Genomic DNA, 15,509 nt, shown 5'->3' on the forward strand with positions numbered 1-15,509 from the left:
ACAAACGTGCGCCAGTCCAGCCGTATTTTGCTGGCCTCTCTCCTGCTGATCAGTGCCAAGGCCTCGGCCGACGATAAGTCGGCCGAGGCCTTGTTGCAGCAGATGCAGAGTGCCGTGCAGCAACAGAATTTCGAGTTGTCCATGGTCAAGGCCCGTCAGGGGCGTCTTGAACCGATCCGGATCAGCCATGCCGTGATCAACGGCAAGGAAGTGGCCCACCTCAGTTACCTCGACGGTAAGGCGATCGAGTATCTCCAGCGCCAGAACGAATACACCTTTTTTGAAAACAGCCACGATCCCTATACCCTGAAGGATGCCCGCTTCCCCGGCATCTGGTCGACCCTGGTGAAGATGCCGCTGGCACAGGTGCTGGAGAGCTATGATCCTGTGCTGGCCGGCCGCAGCCGGGTTGCCGGTGTGGTGGCGCAGGTGGTGAGGCTGGTGCCTAAAGAGGCCGATAAATATGGTTTCGTGCTCTGGATTGACGAGCAGAGCCACTTGCTGCTGCGGATCGACATGGTCGAGCGGGAAGGCAATCTGGTGGAGCAGGTACTTGGTGTCGAACTGGATCTGCAGAGCAAACCGGCCCCCTGGCTGGTGAAGCTGGCCAACAGCAAGCAGCCTCCGGCGCTGGCGCTGGAGGATGCCTATCCGGCGCCGCAACAGCAGTTGAACTGGCAGATCACCTGGTTGCCCGATGGCTTCAAGGTGCTGTCGCAAGACCGGCACCAGCTGGTGACCACCAGTATGCCGGTGGATTACATGATGCTCTCCGACGGGCTGGTGGATCTCTCGGTTTACGTCTCCCGGGTCGATCCCAAGCAGGCGGTGCGCCAGCAGCTGATCCGCCAGGGGGCGACCTCGCTGGTGAGCTATGTCAACGAGGTAGGCGTCGAGATCACCGTGGTCGGGGAAGTGCCTGCCGAGACAGCCAAACGGATTGCCGAGTCGGTCCAGCCGCTGGCCCGCAACGAAGCAGTGCAGTAACGGGGGATGCGGGGTTGTTTCCCGCTTGCCGAGCGTGGTGTGTCGTGGTCAGATCCCCTGATTGTGTGAACCCGAGGTGTTGCCGTGAATGAGATGAGTGAAGAGCTGGCGACCGTGGTGGCCATTGAGGATGACCATGCCTGGGTGGAGTGCGAGCGTCGCTCCGCCTGCAGTGGTTGTCAGCAGCAATCCAACTGCGGCACCGGCACCGTGGCCAAGGCATTTCCCCTGAAAGCTCCCCGCTTGCGGGTCAGGCTGACCGCTGAGGTGCGGGTTGGCCAGCAAGTGAGGCTCGGTATCCCGCAGGAGAGTCTGCTGCGCGGGGCTGCGCTGGTCTATGTGCTGCCGCTTTTCTGCCTGTTGGCCGGCGCCTTGCTGGGGCAGCTCTGGCTGGCACCGCTGCTCTCGGGCGGGGAGGGAATTACCATTCTCTGCTGCCTGCTGGGGGGCGTGCTGGGCTTTTTACTGGTTCGTTACTTTTCCAACCGCCTGGATCAGGGGCGTTACGGCCCACAGATGCTCGGCGTGGTCGTCCCTGTCCGCATCCTCCCCTGACTGAACAGGCGCTATTTCACTGGCGCTGGCGACTAAAGAATGGCCGTCAGCCGGGTTATCCAGTAAAATCGCGCCTCCATAACTGACCTTAACTAATTTTGAGTGACTCTTGCTCGATGAAACACATTCGTAACTTTTCGATTATTGCGCACATCGACCACGGTAAATCGACCCTGTCGGACCGTCTGATCCAGACTTGCGGTGGCTTGTCCGACCGCGAGATGCAGGCTCAGGTGCTTGACTCCATGGATCTGGAGCGCGAGCGCGGCATTACCATCAAAGCACAGAGTGTGACCCTGAACTACCAGGCACAAGACGGTAACACCTACCAGCTGAACTTTATCGACACCCCGGGCCACGTGGATTTCTCCTACGAAGTCTCCCGCTCTTTGGCGGCCTGTGAAGGGGCGCTGCTGGTGGTGGATGCCGGCCAGGGGGTTGAGGCACAGACTCTGGCCAACTGCTATACCGCCATGGAAATGGATCTGGAAGTGGTGCCGGTGCTGAACAAGATTGACCTGCCGGCCGCAGAACCCGAGCGGGTTGCCGAGGAGATCGAAGACATCGTCGGTATCGATGCGGTTGATGCGGTGCGCTGCTCCGCCAAGACCGGCCTGGGTGTTGACCTGGTGCTGGAAGAGATCGTAGCCAAGATCCCGGCGCCGGAAGGTGACCCGGATGCCCCGCTGCAGGCGTTGATCATCGACTCCTGGTTCGACTCCTATCTGGGCGTTGTCTCTTTGGTGCGGATCAAGAACGGTTCCCTGAAGAAGAACGACAAGATCAAGGTGATGAGCACCGGTCAGGTGTGGGGTGTCGATCGTATCGGTATCTTCACGCCCAAGCAGGTGGATACCCAGGGTCTGGGTTGCGGCGAGGTAGGTTGGGTTGTCTGCGGTATCAAGGACATCCACGGCGCGCCGGTGGGCGATACCCTGACTCAGGCCAAGAACGGTGCCGACAAGGCGCTGGCTGGCTTCAAGAAGGTGAAGCCGCAGGTTTATGCGGGTCTGTTCCCTATCTCCAGCGATGACTACGAGTCGTTCCGTGACGCCCTCGACAAGCTCTCCCTGAACGATGCCTCCCTGTTCTTCGAACCGGAGAGCTCCACTGCGCTGGGCTTCGGCTTCCGTTGTGGCTTCCTCGGCATGCTGCACATGGAGATCATTCAGGAGCGTCTGGAGCGTGAATACGATCTGGATCTGATCACCACGGCGCCGACCGTAGTGTACGAGATCGAGCTGACCGACGGCTCCACCATCCATATCGACAGCCCGGCCCAGATGCCCGCCATCACCAGCATCAAGGAGATGCGCGAGCCGATCGCCGAGTGTCATATCCTGCTGCCGCAGGAGTACATGGGCAACGTGATCACCCTCTGTATCGAGAAGCGTGGCGTGCAGACCAACATGGTCTACCACGGCAAGCAGGTGGCGCTAACCTATGAAATCCCGATGGCGGAAGTGGTGCTCGACTTCTTCGACCGTCTGAAATCCACCAGTCGCGGTTACGCCTCGCTGGACTACGGCTTCAAGCGTTTCGAAACCTCCGACATGGTCCGTCTGGACATCATGATCAACGGTGAGCGCGTCGATGCCCTGGCCATCATCACCCACAAGGACAACGCCCAGTATCGCGGTCGTCAGGTGGTGGAGAAGATGCGTGAGCTGATCCCGCGCCAGATGTTCGATATCGCCATTCAGGCGGCCATCGGCAACCAGATCATCGCTCGCAGCACCGTCAAGGCGTTGCGTAAAGACGTAACCGCCAAGTGTTACGGTGGTGACGTGAGTCGTAAGAAGAAACTGCTGAACAAGCAGAAAGAAGGTAAGAAGCGGATGAAGTCCCTCGGCCGTGTCGACGTGCCGCAGGAAGCCTTCCTCGCGATTCTCCACGTCGGAAAGGATTAATAGATGGCAAGCACGTTTTCCCTGATCCTGGTGGTGGTCTGCGCGATCACCGGTGTTATCTGGTGTCTGGACAAGATGATTTGGTCCAAGCAGCGCGCCGCCAAGATTGCCGTGGCTCGTGCCCATGGCGGTGCCCACCTGGATGAGAAGACCCTGGCCAAGGTCGCCCCTGTGCCGGTCTGGATTGAACAGACCGCCGGGGTCTTCCCGGTCATCACCTTTGTGCTGATCCTGCGTTCGTTCATTTTTGAACCGTTCCAGATCCCGTCAGGTTCCATGATGCCCACCCTGCTGGTGGGCGACTTCATCCTGGTGGAAAAATTTGCCTATGGTCTGCGGGATCCGGTGACCAACACCAAGTTCCTCGAGACCGGCGAGCCCAAGCGTGGCGACGTGGTGGTGTTCAAGTATCCCCTTGAACCGCGCGTTGACTACATCAAGCGGGTGGTCGGCATGCCGGGTGATCGGGTTATCTATCGCAACAAGGAGCTGATGATCCGGCCCAAGTGCGAAGAGCAGGAAGGGAAAACGTGCCCGGGCTTCAAGAAGCTCGACGTCAAGTTTGAACAAAGAGGCGAATTTACCCAGATGGGGATCCCCCTTGACCGCTATACCGAGCAGTTGGGTGATGTCTCCCACGAGACCCTGCGCAATCCGCTGATGCCCGACATGGTTGGCCGTTACTATCGCCAGCCCGGCACCTATCCCGACGAGTGGGTGGTACCGGAAGGCCAGTATTTCGTGATGGGTGACAACCGCGACAACAGTACCGACAGCCGCTTCTGGGGCTTTGTGCCCGAGCAGAATCTGGTCGGCAAGGCGGTCGCTATCTGGATAAGTTTTGAATTCGAGCGCGAAGAAGGCTCCCTGCTGCCAAGTTGGGTACCGACAGGTGTGCGCTTCAACCGCATTGGCGGAATCAAGTAAATGAATATCAAGATGAACAGACTGCAGTCCCGTCTCGGGCATGTCTTTGCGGATCTGGAACTGCTGACCCGCGCGCTGACTCACCGCAGCGCCGGTTCCCGTCACAATGAGCGACTGGAATTTCTGGGTGACTCCATTTTGAGTCTGGTGATTGCCGACGATCTGTTCCACCGCTTCCCGCAAGCGGCGGAAGGGGATCTCAGCCGGATGCGCGCCACCCTGGTGCGCGAGAAGACCCTGGCCGAACTGGGCCGGGAGTTCGACCTCGGGGATCACCTGATCCTCGGTCCCGGCGAACTCAAGAGCGGCGGTTTTCGCCGCGAATCCATTCTGGCCGATACGGTCGAGGCGGTGATCGGTGCCGTCTATCTGGATACCAATCTTGAGACGGTGCGGACACTGCTGCTGAGCTGGTACGCCAGCCGCCTGGAAGAGATCAAGCCGGGCATCGAGCAGAAAGATCCCAAGACCCGTCTGCAAGAAATTTTGCAGGGAAGCCGCAAATCCCTGCCGACCTACACCGTGACCAACGTCAAGGGCGAGGCCCACAACCAGGAGTTCACTGTCCAGTGTGACGTGGAAGGTCTGGATGGTCCCCTCGTCGGGGTCGGCACCAGCCGTCGCAAGGCCGAACAGGCCGCGGCGCAGCAAGCATTGGAAAAACTGTCATGACAGATACCACCTACTGCGGCTTTGTCGCCATCGTGGGCCGCCCGAATGTGGGCAAGTCCACCCTGCTCAACAAGCTGCTTGGCCAGAAGGTCAGCATCACCTCGAAGAAGCCCCAGACCACCCGTCACCGGATTTTGGGGATCGACACCGAGGAGAACTACCAGACCATTTATGTGGATACCCCGGGTCTGCACATTGAAGAGAAACGGGCCATCAACCGCCTGATGAACCGTGCCGCCACCAGTTCGCTGGGTGATGTGGCCATGGTGGTGTTCATGGTCGACGGTACCCACTGGACCAAAGATGACGAGATGGTGCTGGGCAAGCTGCGCAATCTCAAGTGCCCTGTGGTGCTGGCGGTCAACAAGATCGACAACGTCAAAGAGAAAGAAGATCTGCTGCCCCACCTCGAGTGGCTGGGCCAACAGATGAACTTCGCCCATATTCTGCCCATCAGTGCCGAAAAGGGCACCAACGTGGAGAAGATCCGCGAGTGGGCCAAGGATCTGCTGCCGGAAAACGTCCACTTCTTCCCGGAAGATTACGTGACTGACCGCTCCTCCCGCTTTATGGCCTCCGAAATCATCCGCGAGAAGCTGATGCGCTTCACCGGTGAGGAGCTGCCCTACTCGGTGACGGTGGAGATCGAGCGCTTCAAGGTGGAAGAGAACGGCCTCTACCACATCCACGGCCTGATCCTGGTCGAGCGCGATGGCCAGAAGAAGATGGTCATCGGCAACAAGGGCGAGAAGATCAAGACCATAGGCACCGAAGCGCGCCTCGATATGGAACGTCTGTTCCAGAACAAGGTGCACCTCGAGCTGTGGGTCAAGGTCAAATCCGGTTGGGCTGACGATGAGCGCGCCCTGCGCAGCCTCGGGTATGGCGACGACTGATTGCTGACCCCGGCTTTCGTCATCCACAGTCGGCCCTATCGGGAGACCAGCCAGCTGGTCGAGGTCTTCACCCAGGATAGTGGCCGATTTACTCTGGTGGCTCGCGGTTCTCGCGGGCCACGCTCCCCTCTCAAGGGGCTGCTGCAACCCTTTACCCTGCTCACCATCGCCTGGCGCGGCAAGGGGGATCTCAAGAACCTCACCCAGGTCGAATGCCCGGATCACTCCCTGCGTCTCGGTGGCGATCGCCTCTTCTACGGCCTCTATCTCAACGAGTTGGTCTACTACCTGCTGGAAGCGCACACCCCGTTCCCCGAAGTATTCGACGCCTATGCTCGTGCCATCATGGCGCTGGCCGACGGCGAGACGCCGGAGCTGCCGCTGCGTCGCTTCGAGTTCCTGCTGTTGCAGGCGCTCGGTTATGCGGTGGATTTCGAATACACGGCGGACGACGAGTCGCCCATCGAGCCGACCCTGCTCTATGGCTTCGAGCGTGAATTGGGCTTTGTTGCTTGCGAGCGGGCGCCGGATCCCCGTACCCTGTTTCTCGGTGCCCACCTGCTCGCCTTTGCCGAGGGACGTTTCGATACCCCTCCCTTGCTGCAGGCGGCCAAACGTTTCAGCCGATTGGCACTGCAACCCTATCTGGGCAAGCGCCAGCTAAAGAGCCGGGAGCTGTTTTTAAAACGCAAAGCCAGTATGCAAGGCTGACACAGATTACAGACATACGGATATTGGCGCGGTGTTATTCGCTGACCGCGCAGTCAACAGATGAAGCCTTTCAAGGAGTTCTCAATGAGTGAAATCTATCTGGGTGTGAACATCGACCATATCGCCACCCTGCGCAACGCCCGTGGCACCCAGTATCCTGATCCGGTACAGGCCGCGTTCGTGGCCGAGCAGGCCGGGGCCGATGGCATTACCGTGCATCTGCGTGAAGATCGCCGCCACATCACCGACCGCGATGTGGAGATCCTGCGCCAGACTATCCAGACCAGAATGAACCTGGAGATGGCAGTGACCGAAGAGATGATCGGCATCGCCTGCCGCATCAAGCCCCACTTCGTCTGTCTGGTGCCGGAGAAGCGCACCGAAGTGACCACTGAGGGCGGTCTGGACGTGGCCGGTCAGCTGGCCAAGGTGACTGACGCTGTTGCCCGTCTCTCCGCTGTGGGGGCCCAGGTTTCGCTCTTTATCGATGCCGATCCCATCCAGATCGATGCGGCTGCCGAGAGTGGCGCCCCCTTTATCGAGATCCATACCGGCCGTTACGCCGATGCCACCACCGATGCCGAGCGTAACGCCGAGTTCAAGCGCATCGCCGCCGGTGCCTCCTATGCCGCTGGCAAGGGCTTGAAGGTCAATGCCGGTCACGGCCTGCACTACCACAACGTCAAGGCCATCGCCGCCATCCCCGAGCTCTATGAGCTCAACATCGGCCACGCCATCATCGGCCGCGCCGCCTTCGATGGCCTGGCCAAGGCCGTGAGCGATATGCGCCTGCTGATGCAGGAAGCCCGTCAGGGGATCTGAGTTGCAAAATAGGCCCGCGGCCTGAGACTGGCCGCTAGAAATAACAAGGGACGCCACGGCGTCCTTTGTTATTTCAGGTGTTGTTCAAGTGAGGACAATGGGCTGGCGGCCACCGAGCTGTAATAACCCAGCACAATCGGCTATAAGCAGTTGATGTCAAAAGGGTTACACTGGTTGACCCTGTGAGTTGGACGAGATTGTTATGGATCATCCCCTGTACCACCCCGATATCACCGAACTTGAACCTGTCGCCCGCGCGGCGGGGGCGGCCATCATGGCCATCTACAGCCAGCCCTTCGCTGTGGAGTACAAGAGCGACGAGAGTCCGCTGACCGCGGCCGACAAGGGGGCTCATGAGGTGATAGTGCAGGCGTTGGCACGGCTGACTCCTGATATCCCTGTGCTGTCGGAGGAGTCAGGGCCCGAGGTGATGGCGGTGCGTCATTGCTGGTCCCGCTACTGGCTGGTGGATCCCCTCGACGGCACCAAGGAGTTTGTCTCGCGCAACGGCGAGTTCACCGTCAATATCGCGCTGATTGAAGGGGGGGCGCCGCGTTGGGGGCTGGTCTATGCCCCTGTGCTGGACAAGCTCTGGTATGGCGGAAAGGGTCTCGGTGCCTGGCGCATCGCCGATGGCAAGCGCGAGCCTATCCAGACCCGGCCTCATCGTGAAGGCGAGGCGTGGCGAGTGGTGGGCAGTCGCAACCACCTGTCGCAGGAGACCCTCGATTTCTTGGCTCCTTTTGGCGAGCTCGAGCTGGTCTCCATGGGCAGCTCCCTCAAGTTCTGCATTATTGCCGAGGGGGGCGCCGAGCTCTATCCGCGCCTCGCCCCCACCTGCGAGTGGGATACCGGCGCTGCGCAGGCGGTGCTGGAGGGGGCCGGTGGCAGCGTCACCCAACTCGATGGCTCGTCCCTTGTCTACAATAAGCCCGATATTCTCAACCCCTGGTTTGTCGCTAGGGCGTAAGCCTGATGTCGGGATGCAAAAAGGCCGGACTGGAGTGAACTTCCAGTCCGGCCTTTTTTATTTCGCTATGCGCTTCGGGTCAGAAGACCTTTTTGAACGGCTTGATGGTGACCTTGGCGTAAACACCGGCGGTCACATAAGGGTCGGCATCGGCCCAGGTTTGGGCGTCAGCCAGCGAGGCAAACTCGGCGATGACGGTGCTGCCGGTAAAGCCTGCATCAGCCGGATCCTCGGCATCGATAGCCGGGTTGGGGCCGGCGGTCAGCAGGCGACCCTCATCCTGCAGGGCTTGCAGTCGGGCCAGATGGGCAGGGCGAACCTGCTTGCGCAGTGGCAGGCTATCGGGGACATCTTCGGAGTAGATGAGATACCACATGAGAGGATCCTTTTCTGATGAGGGTTATTTTTTCAGCTGCTCTTTTTGTTCAGCCGGAATGTGGCGGTAGAGATAGATGCCGCTCAGCAGGGTAAAGACCAGCGTCATCCCCAGCAGGCCGAACACCTTGAAGTTGACCCACATCTCTTGCGGCATGTTGAATGCCACGTAGAGGTTGAGCAGACCACAGACGGTAAAGAAGCCGACCCAGCCGAGATTGACCTTGTCCCAGACTGCATCGGGCGCTTGCAGCTCCTTGGCCAGCATCTGTTTGATCAGATTCTTGCCAAAGCCGTAGCGGCTGATGAGCAGACCCAGTGCGAACAGCACATTGATGACAGTCACTTTCCACTTGATGAAGGTGTCATCGTGGAAAAACACGGTGAGGCCGCCGAAGAAGCCAACCAGCAGGAAGGTAAAGAGCTGCATCTTCTCGACCTTGCGGTAGCGGATCCAGCTATAGGCGAGTTGCAGACCGGTGACCACCACCAGTGCGCCGGTAGCCATGTAGATGTCGTAAAACTTGTAGACCGCAAAGAAAACGATAAGTGGAATAAATTCAATAAATTGCTTCATGTCTGGCGCGTAGCCCTCAAGAATGGATCTCAAAATTTTGTCCAGTTTACCTGCCCGATGGGCAACGGCAAATGAATAAGACCGCCCAATTTACGTCCAGTTCCCTGGCTCGGCGCTAGCCAAATAGCTGGCGGGCAAGGGGCTCGCCCAGCCGTTTTTGATCCGCCAGCAGGTCGCGGATATGGCGCTCTTCAATCAGAGGGTTGAGCAGCACGGCGCGCAGCAGGGTGAGCGGTTGGGCACCGTAGCGTACCACCGCTCGTTGGGTGCGGGAGACAAAGCTGTGCCCCTCGGCCCGCTGGGCTTTTTGCAGTGCCACGTTGAAGTCGTTGAGCTGCGCGTTGGCCGCTTCGTCCAGTGCTTTGCCCTGCAGATGGGGCGGGATGCAGCGGTAGGAGAGCAGGTTCATCACCGGTGCCGACATCAACTCGAAGGCGGGGTCGCTTTCGATGAGCTCGGCCATCAGCCGGGCGCGGTCGTAGTTGGCTTCGATAAGCTCGGCGTAGCCTTGCTGGCCGAAGAGTTGGAAAGCGGCATCCAGATAGAGGGCATTGGCCGGGCGGGTGCCCTCCAGGGTAAAGCGACCCTGATCGAACGAGGTGGCGCGAATGGCGTAGGGCGCCTCTCGTTTGACTGCCATCATCAGGTCGGGCTGGCGGCAGAGCAGCATGCCGGTACCGAGCGGCACCAGCAGTTGCTTGTGGCCATCCAGGGTGACGGTATCGGCGCGCTCGATCCCGGCTAGCAGGTTTTGATAGCGGGGGGAGAAGAGGGTCGGGCCGCCCCAGGCGGCATCCACGTGGAAGTGGATCTGCTCGCGCTCGGCGATGGCCGCCAGTTCTGGTAGCGGATCGATGGAGCCAAAGTCAGTACTGCCCGCCACGCCGATCAGCGCCAGCACCTTGAGTTTCTGTTCCTTGCACTGGATCAGTGCCTGCTCCAGCGCAGCCAGACTGAGCCGGTTCTGCTCGTCAGTCTCAAGGCGCCAGACGCTGCGGGCGCCCAATCCCAGCAGATCCATCCCCTTGTCGAAGGAGTAGTGCATCAGGCGGGAGCCCAGAATGACGGCGCCGCGATAGCCCTGCTCATAGAGGGCGAACAGGTTGTCGCCACAGGCGCTGTTGCGGGCCAGCCAGAGGGCGGTGATGTTGGCGATGGTGCCACCGCTGGTCATGACGCCGAGGGCGGCATCCTTGGCATGCATCTGCTCGCCGTAGAAGGCATCATCCCTGCCATAGATGAGGCGGTGCAGCTTGGCCAGCACCTCCCGCTCCAGAAAGCTGAGCAGGCGGGAGGACTCCATCTTCATCGGATTCTGGTTCAGCATCACCAGCAGGCGTGACAGCTCGGCGGTATAGGCCGGCAGTGGCGCCGTCATGTGGCCCATGTAGCGTGGTGAGGTGAGGTGTGAGGCTCCGGGCACCAGAGTAGCCAGCCGCGCCAGATACTCCTCGATAGGTTGGCCGACTGCTGGCATGCGGGATTGATCGAGCTGGTGGGTGAACAGGTCGCGCTGGTAGGGGGCCTGACTGTCGTCGGAGTGGTGAAAGCTCTCCAGCAAGGTGTTCATCGCCTCGCCAAAGGCGGGATCCGCTTGTGCAAACAGCTCAGTCAACTTCATCAGGTTCTCCAGACCAGGTCACCGGGGTAGGTGTCTATGCCGCTTGTCTCGGGCATCGGCGGCAGAGCATACACCAAAGGTTGGCAGGTGACAGCCACTCCATTTTTTAAGCGAACACTTGTACTCCGAAATGGCGCTGGGTAGAGTGAGCCACAGTTATTGTGGAGTCGATGTTATGAGTGGTGTGATGGATTACTCCCCCCGGGAGGAGTTGGCAAACCGGCTGAGTCATGGTGCGGGATTGTTGCTGGGGATTGTCGGGCTGGTGCTGTTGCTCATCAAGGGATGGAGTCAGGGTACACAGGCGCTGGTGAGCTACAGCCTTTATGGCGGAAGTCTGGTGCTGCTCTATCTCGCCTCGACCCTCTATCACAGCATGGCGGAAGGGCGGGCCAGACGCTGGTGCAAGGTGTTTGATCACTGCGCCATCTATCTGCTGATTGCCGGCACCTATACCCCCTTCCTGCTAGTCGCGTTAGACACGCCGCTGGCGAAGGGGTTGATGGTGGTGATCTGGGCCCTGGCGCTGGCTGGCGTGGTGTTCAAGCTGGTGTTTATCAACCGCTTCAAGAAGTTGTCGCTTTTTACCTACCTGATGCTGGGTTGGCTGTCGCTGGTGGTCATCTACCAACTCTATATCCATCTGGCCGGTGAGGGGCTGCTGCTGCTCGGGCTTGGCGGCCTTATCTACAGCCTCGGGGTCATCTTCTATGTGGCCAAGCAGATCCCCTATAACCATGCCATCTGGCATCTCTTTGTGCTGGGTGGCAGCGTTTGTCACTTTATGGCCATTTACGGCTACGTCGCCTAACGTCTTGCAACTAGCCCTTAATTGGTATTTTTAGCGCGTAAAAGGATAAATTCGTGCGGTATCACACAGTTGGCATCAGCGTTTGCTGACAAGCTAGGGCCAGTTCAATTCGCAAAGGATGCACGAAATGAGTGAAATCGCGCTTTCCATCAGCATGTTGTCGCTGGTGGCAGTGCTAGGACTCTGGCTGGGAAACTGGCGAGTCTATGGCGTTGGCTTGGGAATAGGGGGGGTGCTGTTCGGCGGCATCATAGTGGGTCACTTTGCAGGCGCCTCCGATCTCGCGCTGGATGCACAAACGCTTCACTTTATTCAAGAATTTGGCCTGATCCTGTTTGTCTATACCATCGGCATTCAGGTCGGGCCGGGTTTCTTCTCGTCATTGCGCAGTTCGGGTCTCAAACTCAACGCCTTTGCCGCTTTGCTGGTCATCCTTGGCTGCGTGGTGGCCGCTGGCTTGCATCAATTTTTCGATGTGCCGTTGCCGGTCATTCTGGGGGTATTCTCCGGTGCCGTCACCAATACGCCATCTCTCGGTGCGGGCCAGCAGATCCTGGCCGAGCTGGGCGCCGCGCCCGGTTCTACCGGCCTGATGGGGATGGGCTATGCGGTTGCCTATCCGTTTGGTATCTGTGGCATTTTGCTCACCATGTGGCTGGTCAGGGTCTTCTTTCGCATCAAGATCGACGATGAAGCCGCCCAGTTCGAGCTACAAACCGGTAAAACCAAGGAGAGCTTGCAGACCATCAACATCGCGGTGCGCAACCCCAATATGCACGGCCTGATGCTGAGCGAGATCCCGAGTCTCGACGAGTCTGATGTCATCTGTTCACGGCTCAAACGGGGCGACGAGCTGATGGTGCCACGGCCGGAATCCCGTATCGAACTGGGTGACTTGTTACATCTGGTGGGTGAGCGCCACGCGCTGCACAAGGTGTTGCTGGTGTTGGGGGAGGAGGTGGAGACCTCGCTCTCGACCCGGGGCACCGATCTGCGCGTCGAGCGAGTAGTGGTGACCAACGAGCAGGTTCTTGGCAAGAAGATCCGCGATCTGGACATTAAACAGCGCTATGACGTGGTGATCTCGCGCCTCAACCGTGCCGGTATCGAACTGGTGCCGACCAGCCAGACAAGCCTGCAGTTTGGTGACATCCTCAACCTAGTTGGCCGTCTCGATGCCATCGAAGCTGTCACCAATGTGGTCGGCAACGTGCAACAAAAGCTGCAACAGGTGCAGATGTTGCCGGTATTTATCGGGATTGGCCTTGGCGTATTGCTCGGCTCCATCCCCTTCTACCTGCCCGGTTTCCCGGCCGCTCTCAAATTGGGTCTGGCGGGTGGGCCGCTGGTGGTGGCGCTGATCCTGTCGCGGATCGGCAGCATCGGCAAGCTCTACTGGTTTATGCCACCCAGCGCCAACCTGGCGCTGCGGGAGATCGGGATCGTGCTGTTTCTGGCGGTGGTCGGCTTCAAGTCCGGTGCCGGCTTCGTCGATACCCTGATCAACGGTGATGGCCCAGCCTGGATGCTCTACGGTATGGCGATTACCCTGATCCCGCTGCTGGTAGTCGGTGTGCTGGCGCGCCTCTACGGCAAGATGAACTACCTGACCCTGTGCGGTTTACTGGCCGGCTCCATGACAGATCCTCCCGCGCTGGCCTTTGCCAACGCAATGCACCCGACCAGTGGCGCCAGTGCGCTCTCATATGCCACTGTCTACCCGCTGGTGATGTTCCTGCGGATCATCTCGCCACAGTTGCTGGCTATCATCCTCTGGGCGGGAGCCTAGGGTTAATCCTGACGGGAGCATGCTTTGTCATGCTCCCGTCATCATTCTGTAATTTATTGATAATTTTGGTTTTTGCTATTCTCGTAACCTCGCTTTATACACTTCTGTCTGGCTGAACAGTTCAGCCTCAAATCGGTCTATCCTTTCGAATTTTCGAGCTGGTTATTTTTCCCCTCAGTCTGCAAAGTAGGCTGTGGCTTATTGCATTCAAATCAGGATTCAGGAGAGAACATGATCACCAATGCCGTTACCTTGGAACAGGGCGTAACCGTAACCCAACTCAAAGGACAAATTTATCTGGTTGCCGCAGATGGCAGCCGGAAGCTGTTGGCTGAAGGTGATGTGCTGCCGAAAGGGGCGGTGATCATGTCGCCGGATGGCGCCAGTTTCATGGGCGGCGGACAGTCGTTCAATGTGCAACCAGCCAGCGAGCAGAGTGAGCCTGCCGAAGAGGGGGATGCTCCCCAGCTGGCGCAAAACGGCGCTGCAGGTACTCCTGATGATATCAATGCCTTGCAACAGGCGATCTTGGGTGGGGCTGACCCGACTCAGGCCTTTGAAGCCTCTGCAGCCGGCGGTGCACCTGCCGCCGGCGGTGGCGGTATTGGGGGCGTCGCCGGTGCCAGTGGCAACGGCGGTTTTGTCACCATCGACCGTACCGGTTCCGCAACCATTGCTGAAGCCACCTTCGATACCACCTACAACGCCAATGGTGAGCTACCGCTTGGTGCTGCTGGCGAAGATGAGGTATTTGACCTGACTCCGCCCACCATCTCCGTCGTTGCGCCAGATAACACCAATGACACCACTCCGACCCTGACCGGAACCACGGATGCTCCTGCTGGCAGCACTGTGACCTTGCTGGTCACCGACGCAAACGGTAATCAACAAACCCTGACCGCGATCGTCACACCCACTGGCACCTTCACTGTGGATGTGGTTACCCCCTTGGCTGAAGGCTCTTATACCGTCACTGCCACAGTGACCGATCCGGCGGGGAATACAGGTAGTGCTACTGATTCAGGGAGTGTGGATGTAACCGCTCCAGTGATCACCGTCGATGCGCCGGACAACAGCAACGACACCACCCCGACCATTACCGGTACGACGGATGCCCCGGCGGGCAGCACTGTTACCTTGGTCGTGACCGATGCCAATGGCACTCAACAAACCCTGACTGCCACCGTGCAACCGGGTGGTGGTTACAGCGTGGATGTCACCACCCCGTTGGCGGAAGGCAGCTATCAGGTGACGGCCAGCGTCACCGATCCGGCTGGCAACACCGGCACTGCGACCGACGATGGTAGCGTGGATAGCAAGGCCCCTAACCTGACCATCGCACTTGATGCCAATATCACCGACGACGATGTCATCAACGCCGCCGAAGCGGGTCAGCAGATCCCGGTCAGTGGCACCGTGAGCGGCGAGTTCAAGGTAGGCGACATCGTTACCCTGACCGTCAATAACACCGCATACACCGGTCCGGTGGACGCCAATGGCCGCTTCACCATCTTGGTGGCGGGCAGTGACCTAGTGGCCGATAAAGACCAGAGCATCGATGCCAGCGTGACCAGCACCGATGCGGCGGGCAACAGTGCCACTGCGACCGACAGCGAAGGCTACAGCTTGGATACTGCCGCCCCGAGCGTGGTGGTCAACATCGTTGACGACAAGCTGACCGTGGGCGAGACCAGCGAGGTCACCTTCACCTTCAGCGAGCAGGTCAAGGGCTTCGAAGTGGGCGACCTGACCGTGGTGGGCGGCACTGTTACCGACCTCAAGACCACTGACGGCGGCAAGACCTGGACCGGCACCTTCACGCCGACCCCGGGCTTCGAAGGCACTGCCAGCGTCACCGTGAACGAGGGCAGCTACACCGACCTGGC

The 15,509-nt window shown here is 59.3% G+C and carries 15 protein-coding genes; 12 read left to right on the top strand and 3 right to left on the bottom strand.

Features of this window, described 5'->3' with window-relative positions:
* Nucleotides 1-6: 6 nt before the first annotated feature.
* From AB5Y99_RS18015 to cysQ, 9 genes are all read left to right on the top strand, one after another.
* Nucleotides 7-987: a MucB/RseB C-terminal domain-containing protein gene (locus tag AB5Y99_RS18015; protein WP_005335407.1), complete on the top strand. Its 981-nt coding sequence runs from the start codon at nt 7-9 to the stop codon at nt 985-987.
* A 93-nt stretch (nt 988-1,080) separates the two neighbouring features.
* Nucleotides 1,081-1,542, top strand: coding sequence for a SoxR reducing system RseC family protein (locus AB5Y99_RS18020; protein ID WP_368210376.1), 462 nt, complete (start codon nt 1,081-1,083; stop codon nt 1,540-1,542).
* Between the two features lie 116 nt (nt 1,543-1,658).
* The gene (gene lepA / locus AB5Y99_RS18025; protein ID WP_005335396.1) at nt 1,659-3,452 is read left to right on the top strand and encodes a translation elongation factor 4; all 1,794 of its coding nucleotides are present in this window, start codon (nt 1,659-1,661) and stop codon (nt 3,450-3,452) included.
* Nucleotides 3,453-3,455: 3 nt separating this feature from the next.
* The gene (gene lepB / locus AB5Y99_RS18030) at nt 3,456-4,379 is read left to right on the top strand and encodes a signal peptidase I (protein WP_005335395.1); all 924 of its coding nucleotides are present in this window, start codon (nt 3,456-3,458) and stop codon (nt 4,377-4,379) included.
* Nucleotides 4,380-5,051, top strand: coding sequence for a ribonuclease III (rnc, locus tag AB5Y99_RS18035; protein ID WP_005335394.1), 672 nt, complete (start codon nt 4,380-4,382; stop codon nt 5,049-5,051).
* The gene (era, locus tag AB5Y99_RS18040; RefSeq protein ID WP_042053921.1) at nt 5,048-5,947 is read left to right on the top strand and encodes a GTPase Era; all 900 of its coding nucleotides are present in this window, start codon (nt 5,048-5,050) and stop codon (nt 5,945-5,947) included. Before rnc ends, era begins: the two co-directional genes overlap by 4 nt.
* Entirely contained in the window at nt 5,948-6,658 is a 711-nt protein-coding gene (gene recO, locus AB5Y99_RS18045) for a DNA repair protein RecO (RefSeq protein ID WP_005335391.1), read from the top strand. It abuts the gene before it with no gap.
* A gap of 84 nt (nt 6,659-6,742) precedes the next feature.
* Complete coding sequence (gene pdxJ, locus AB5Y99_RS18050) at nt 6,743-7,480, top strand: pyridoxine 5'-phosphate synthase (protein ID WP_005340919.1); 738 nt, start codon at nt 6,743-6,745, stop codon at nt 7,478-7,480.
* A 214-nt stretch (nt 7,481-7,694) separates the two neighbouring features.
* Complete coding sequence (gene cysQ / locus AB5Y99_RS18055; RefSeq protein ID WP_368210378.1) at nt 7,695-8,450, top strand: 3'(2'),5'-bisphosphate nucleotidase CysQ; 756 nt, start codon at nt 7,695-7,697, stop codon at nt 8,448-8,450.
* A gap of 79 nt (nt 8,451-8,529) precedes the next feature.
* Here cysQ and AB5Y99_RS18060 read toward each other — a convergent pair whose 3' ends face one another.
* The 3 genes from AB5Y99_RS18060 to AB5Y99_RS18070 form a co-directional block, all read right to left on the bottom strand.
* Nucleotides 8,530-8,826: a YciI family protein gene (locus AB5Y99_RS18060; RefSeq protein WP_323889972.1), complete on the bottom strand. Its 297-nt coding sequence runs from the start codon at nt 8,824-8,826 to the stop codon at nt 8,530-8,532.
* A 24-nt stretch (nt 8,827-8,850) separates the two neighbouring features.
* A complete protein-coding gene (locus AB5Y99_RS18065) occupies nt 8,851-9,402 on the bottom strand; it encodes a septation protein A (protein WP_279488322.1) in 552 nt (183 codons plus the stop codon).
* Nucleotides 9,403-9,517: 115 nt separating this feature from the next.
* Entirely contained in the window at nt 9,518-11,023 is a 1,506-nt protein-coding gene (locus tag AB5Y99_RS18070; RefSeq protein ID WP_368210371.1) for an aminotransferase class V-fold PLP-dependent enzyme, read from the bottom strand.
* Nucleotides 11,024-11,198: 175 nt separating this feature from the next.
* Between AB5Y99_RS18070 and AB5Y99_RS18075 the strand changes: the two genes are divergently transcribed.
* The 3 genes from AB5Y99_RS18075 to AB5Y99_RS18085 form a co-directional block, all read left to right on the top strand.
* Nucleotides 11,199-11,834 (top strand): hemolysin III family protein, encoded by a 636-nt coding sequence (locus tag AB5Y99_RS18075; protein WP_323889981.1) that lies wholly within the window; start codon nt 11,199-11,201, stop codon nt 11,832-11,834.
* A gap of 127 nt (nt 11,835-11,961) precedes the next feature.
* Entirely contained in the window at nt 11,962-13,623 is a 1,662-nt protein-coding gene (locus AB5Y99_RS18080; RefSeq protein ID WP_005335335.1) for a putative transporter, read from the top strand.
* Nucleotides 13,624-13,854: 231 nt separating this feature from the next.
* Nucleotides 13,855-15,509: retention module-containing protein (locus tag AB5Y99_RS18085; protein WP_368210374.1), on the top strand; the 1,655-nt coding region annotated here is incomplete at its 3' end.

The sequence above is a fragment of the Aeromonas sp. R4-2 genome (assembly GCF_040908295.1).
Classification (GTDB): Bacteria; Pseudomonadota; Gammaproteobacteria; order Enterobacterales; family Aeromonadaceae; genus Aeromonas; species Aeromonas veronii.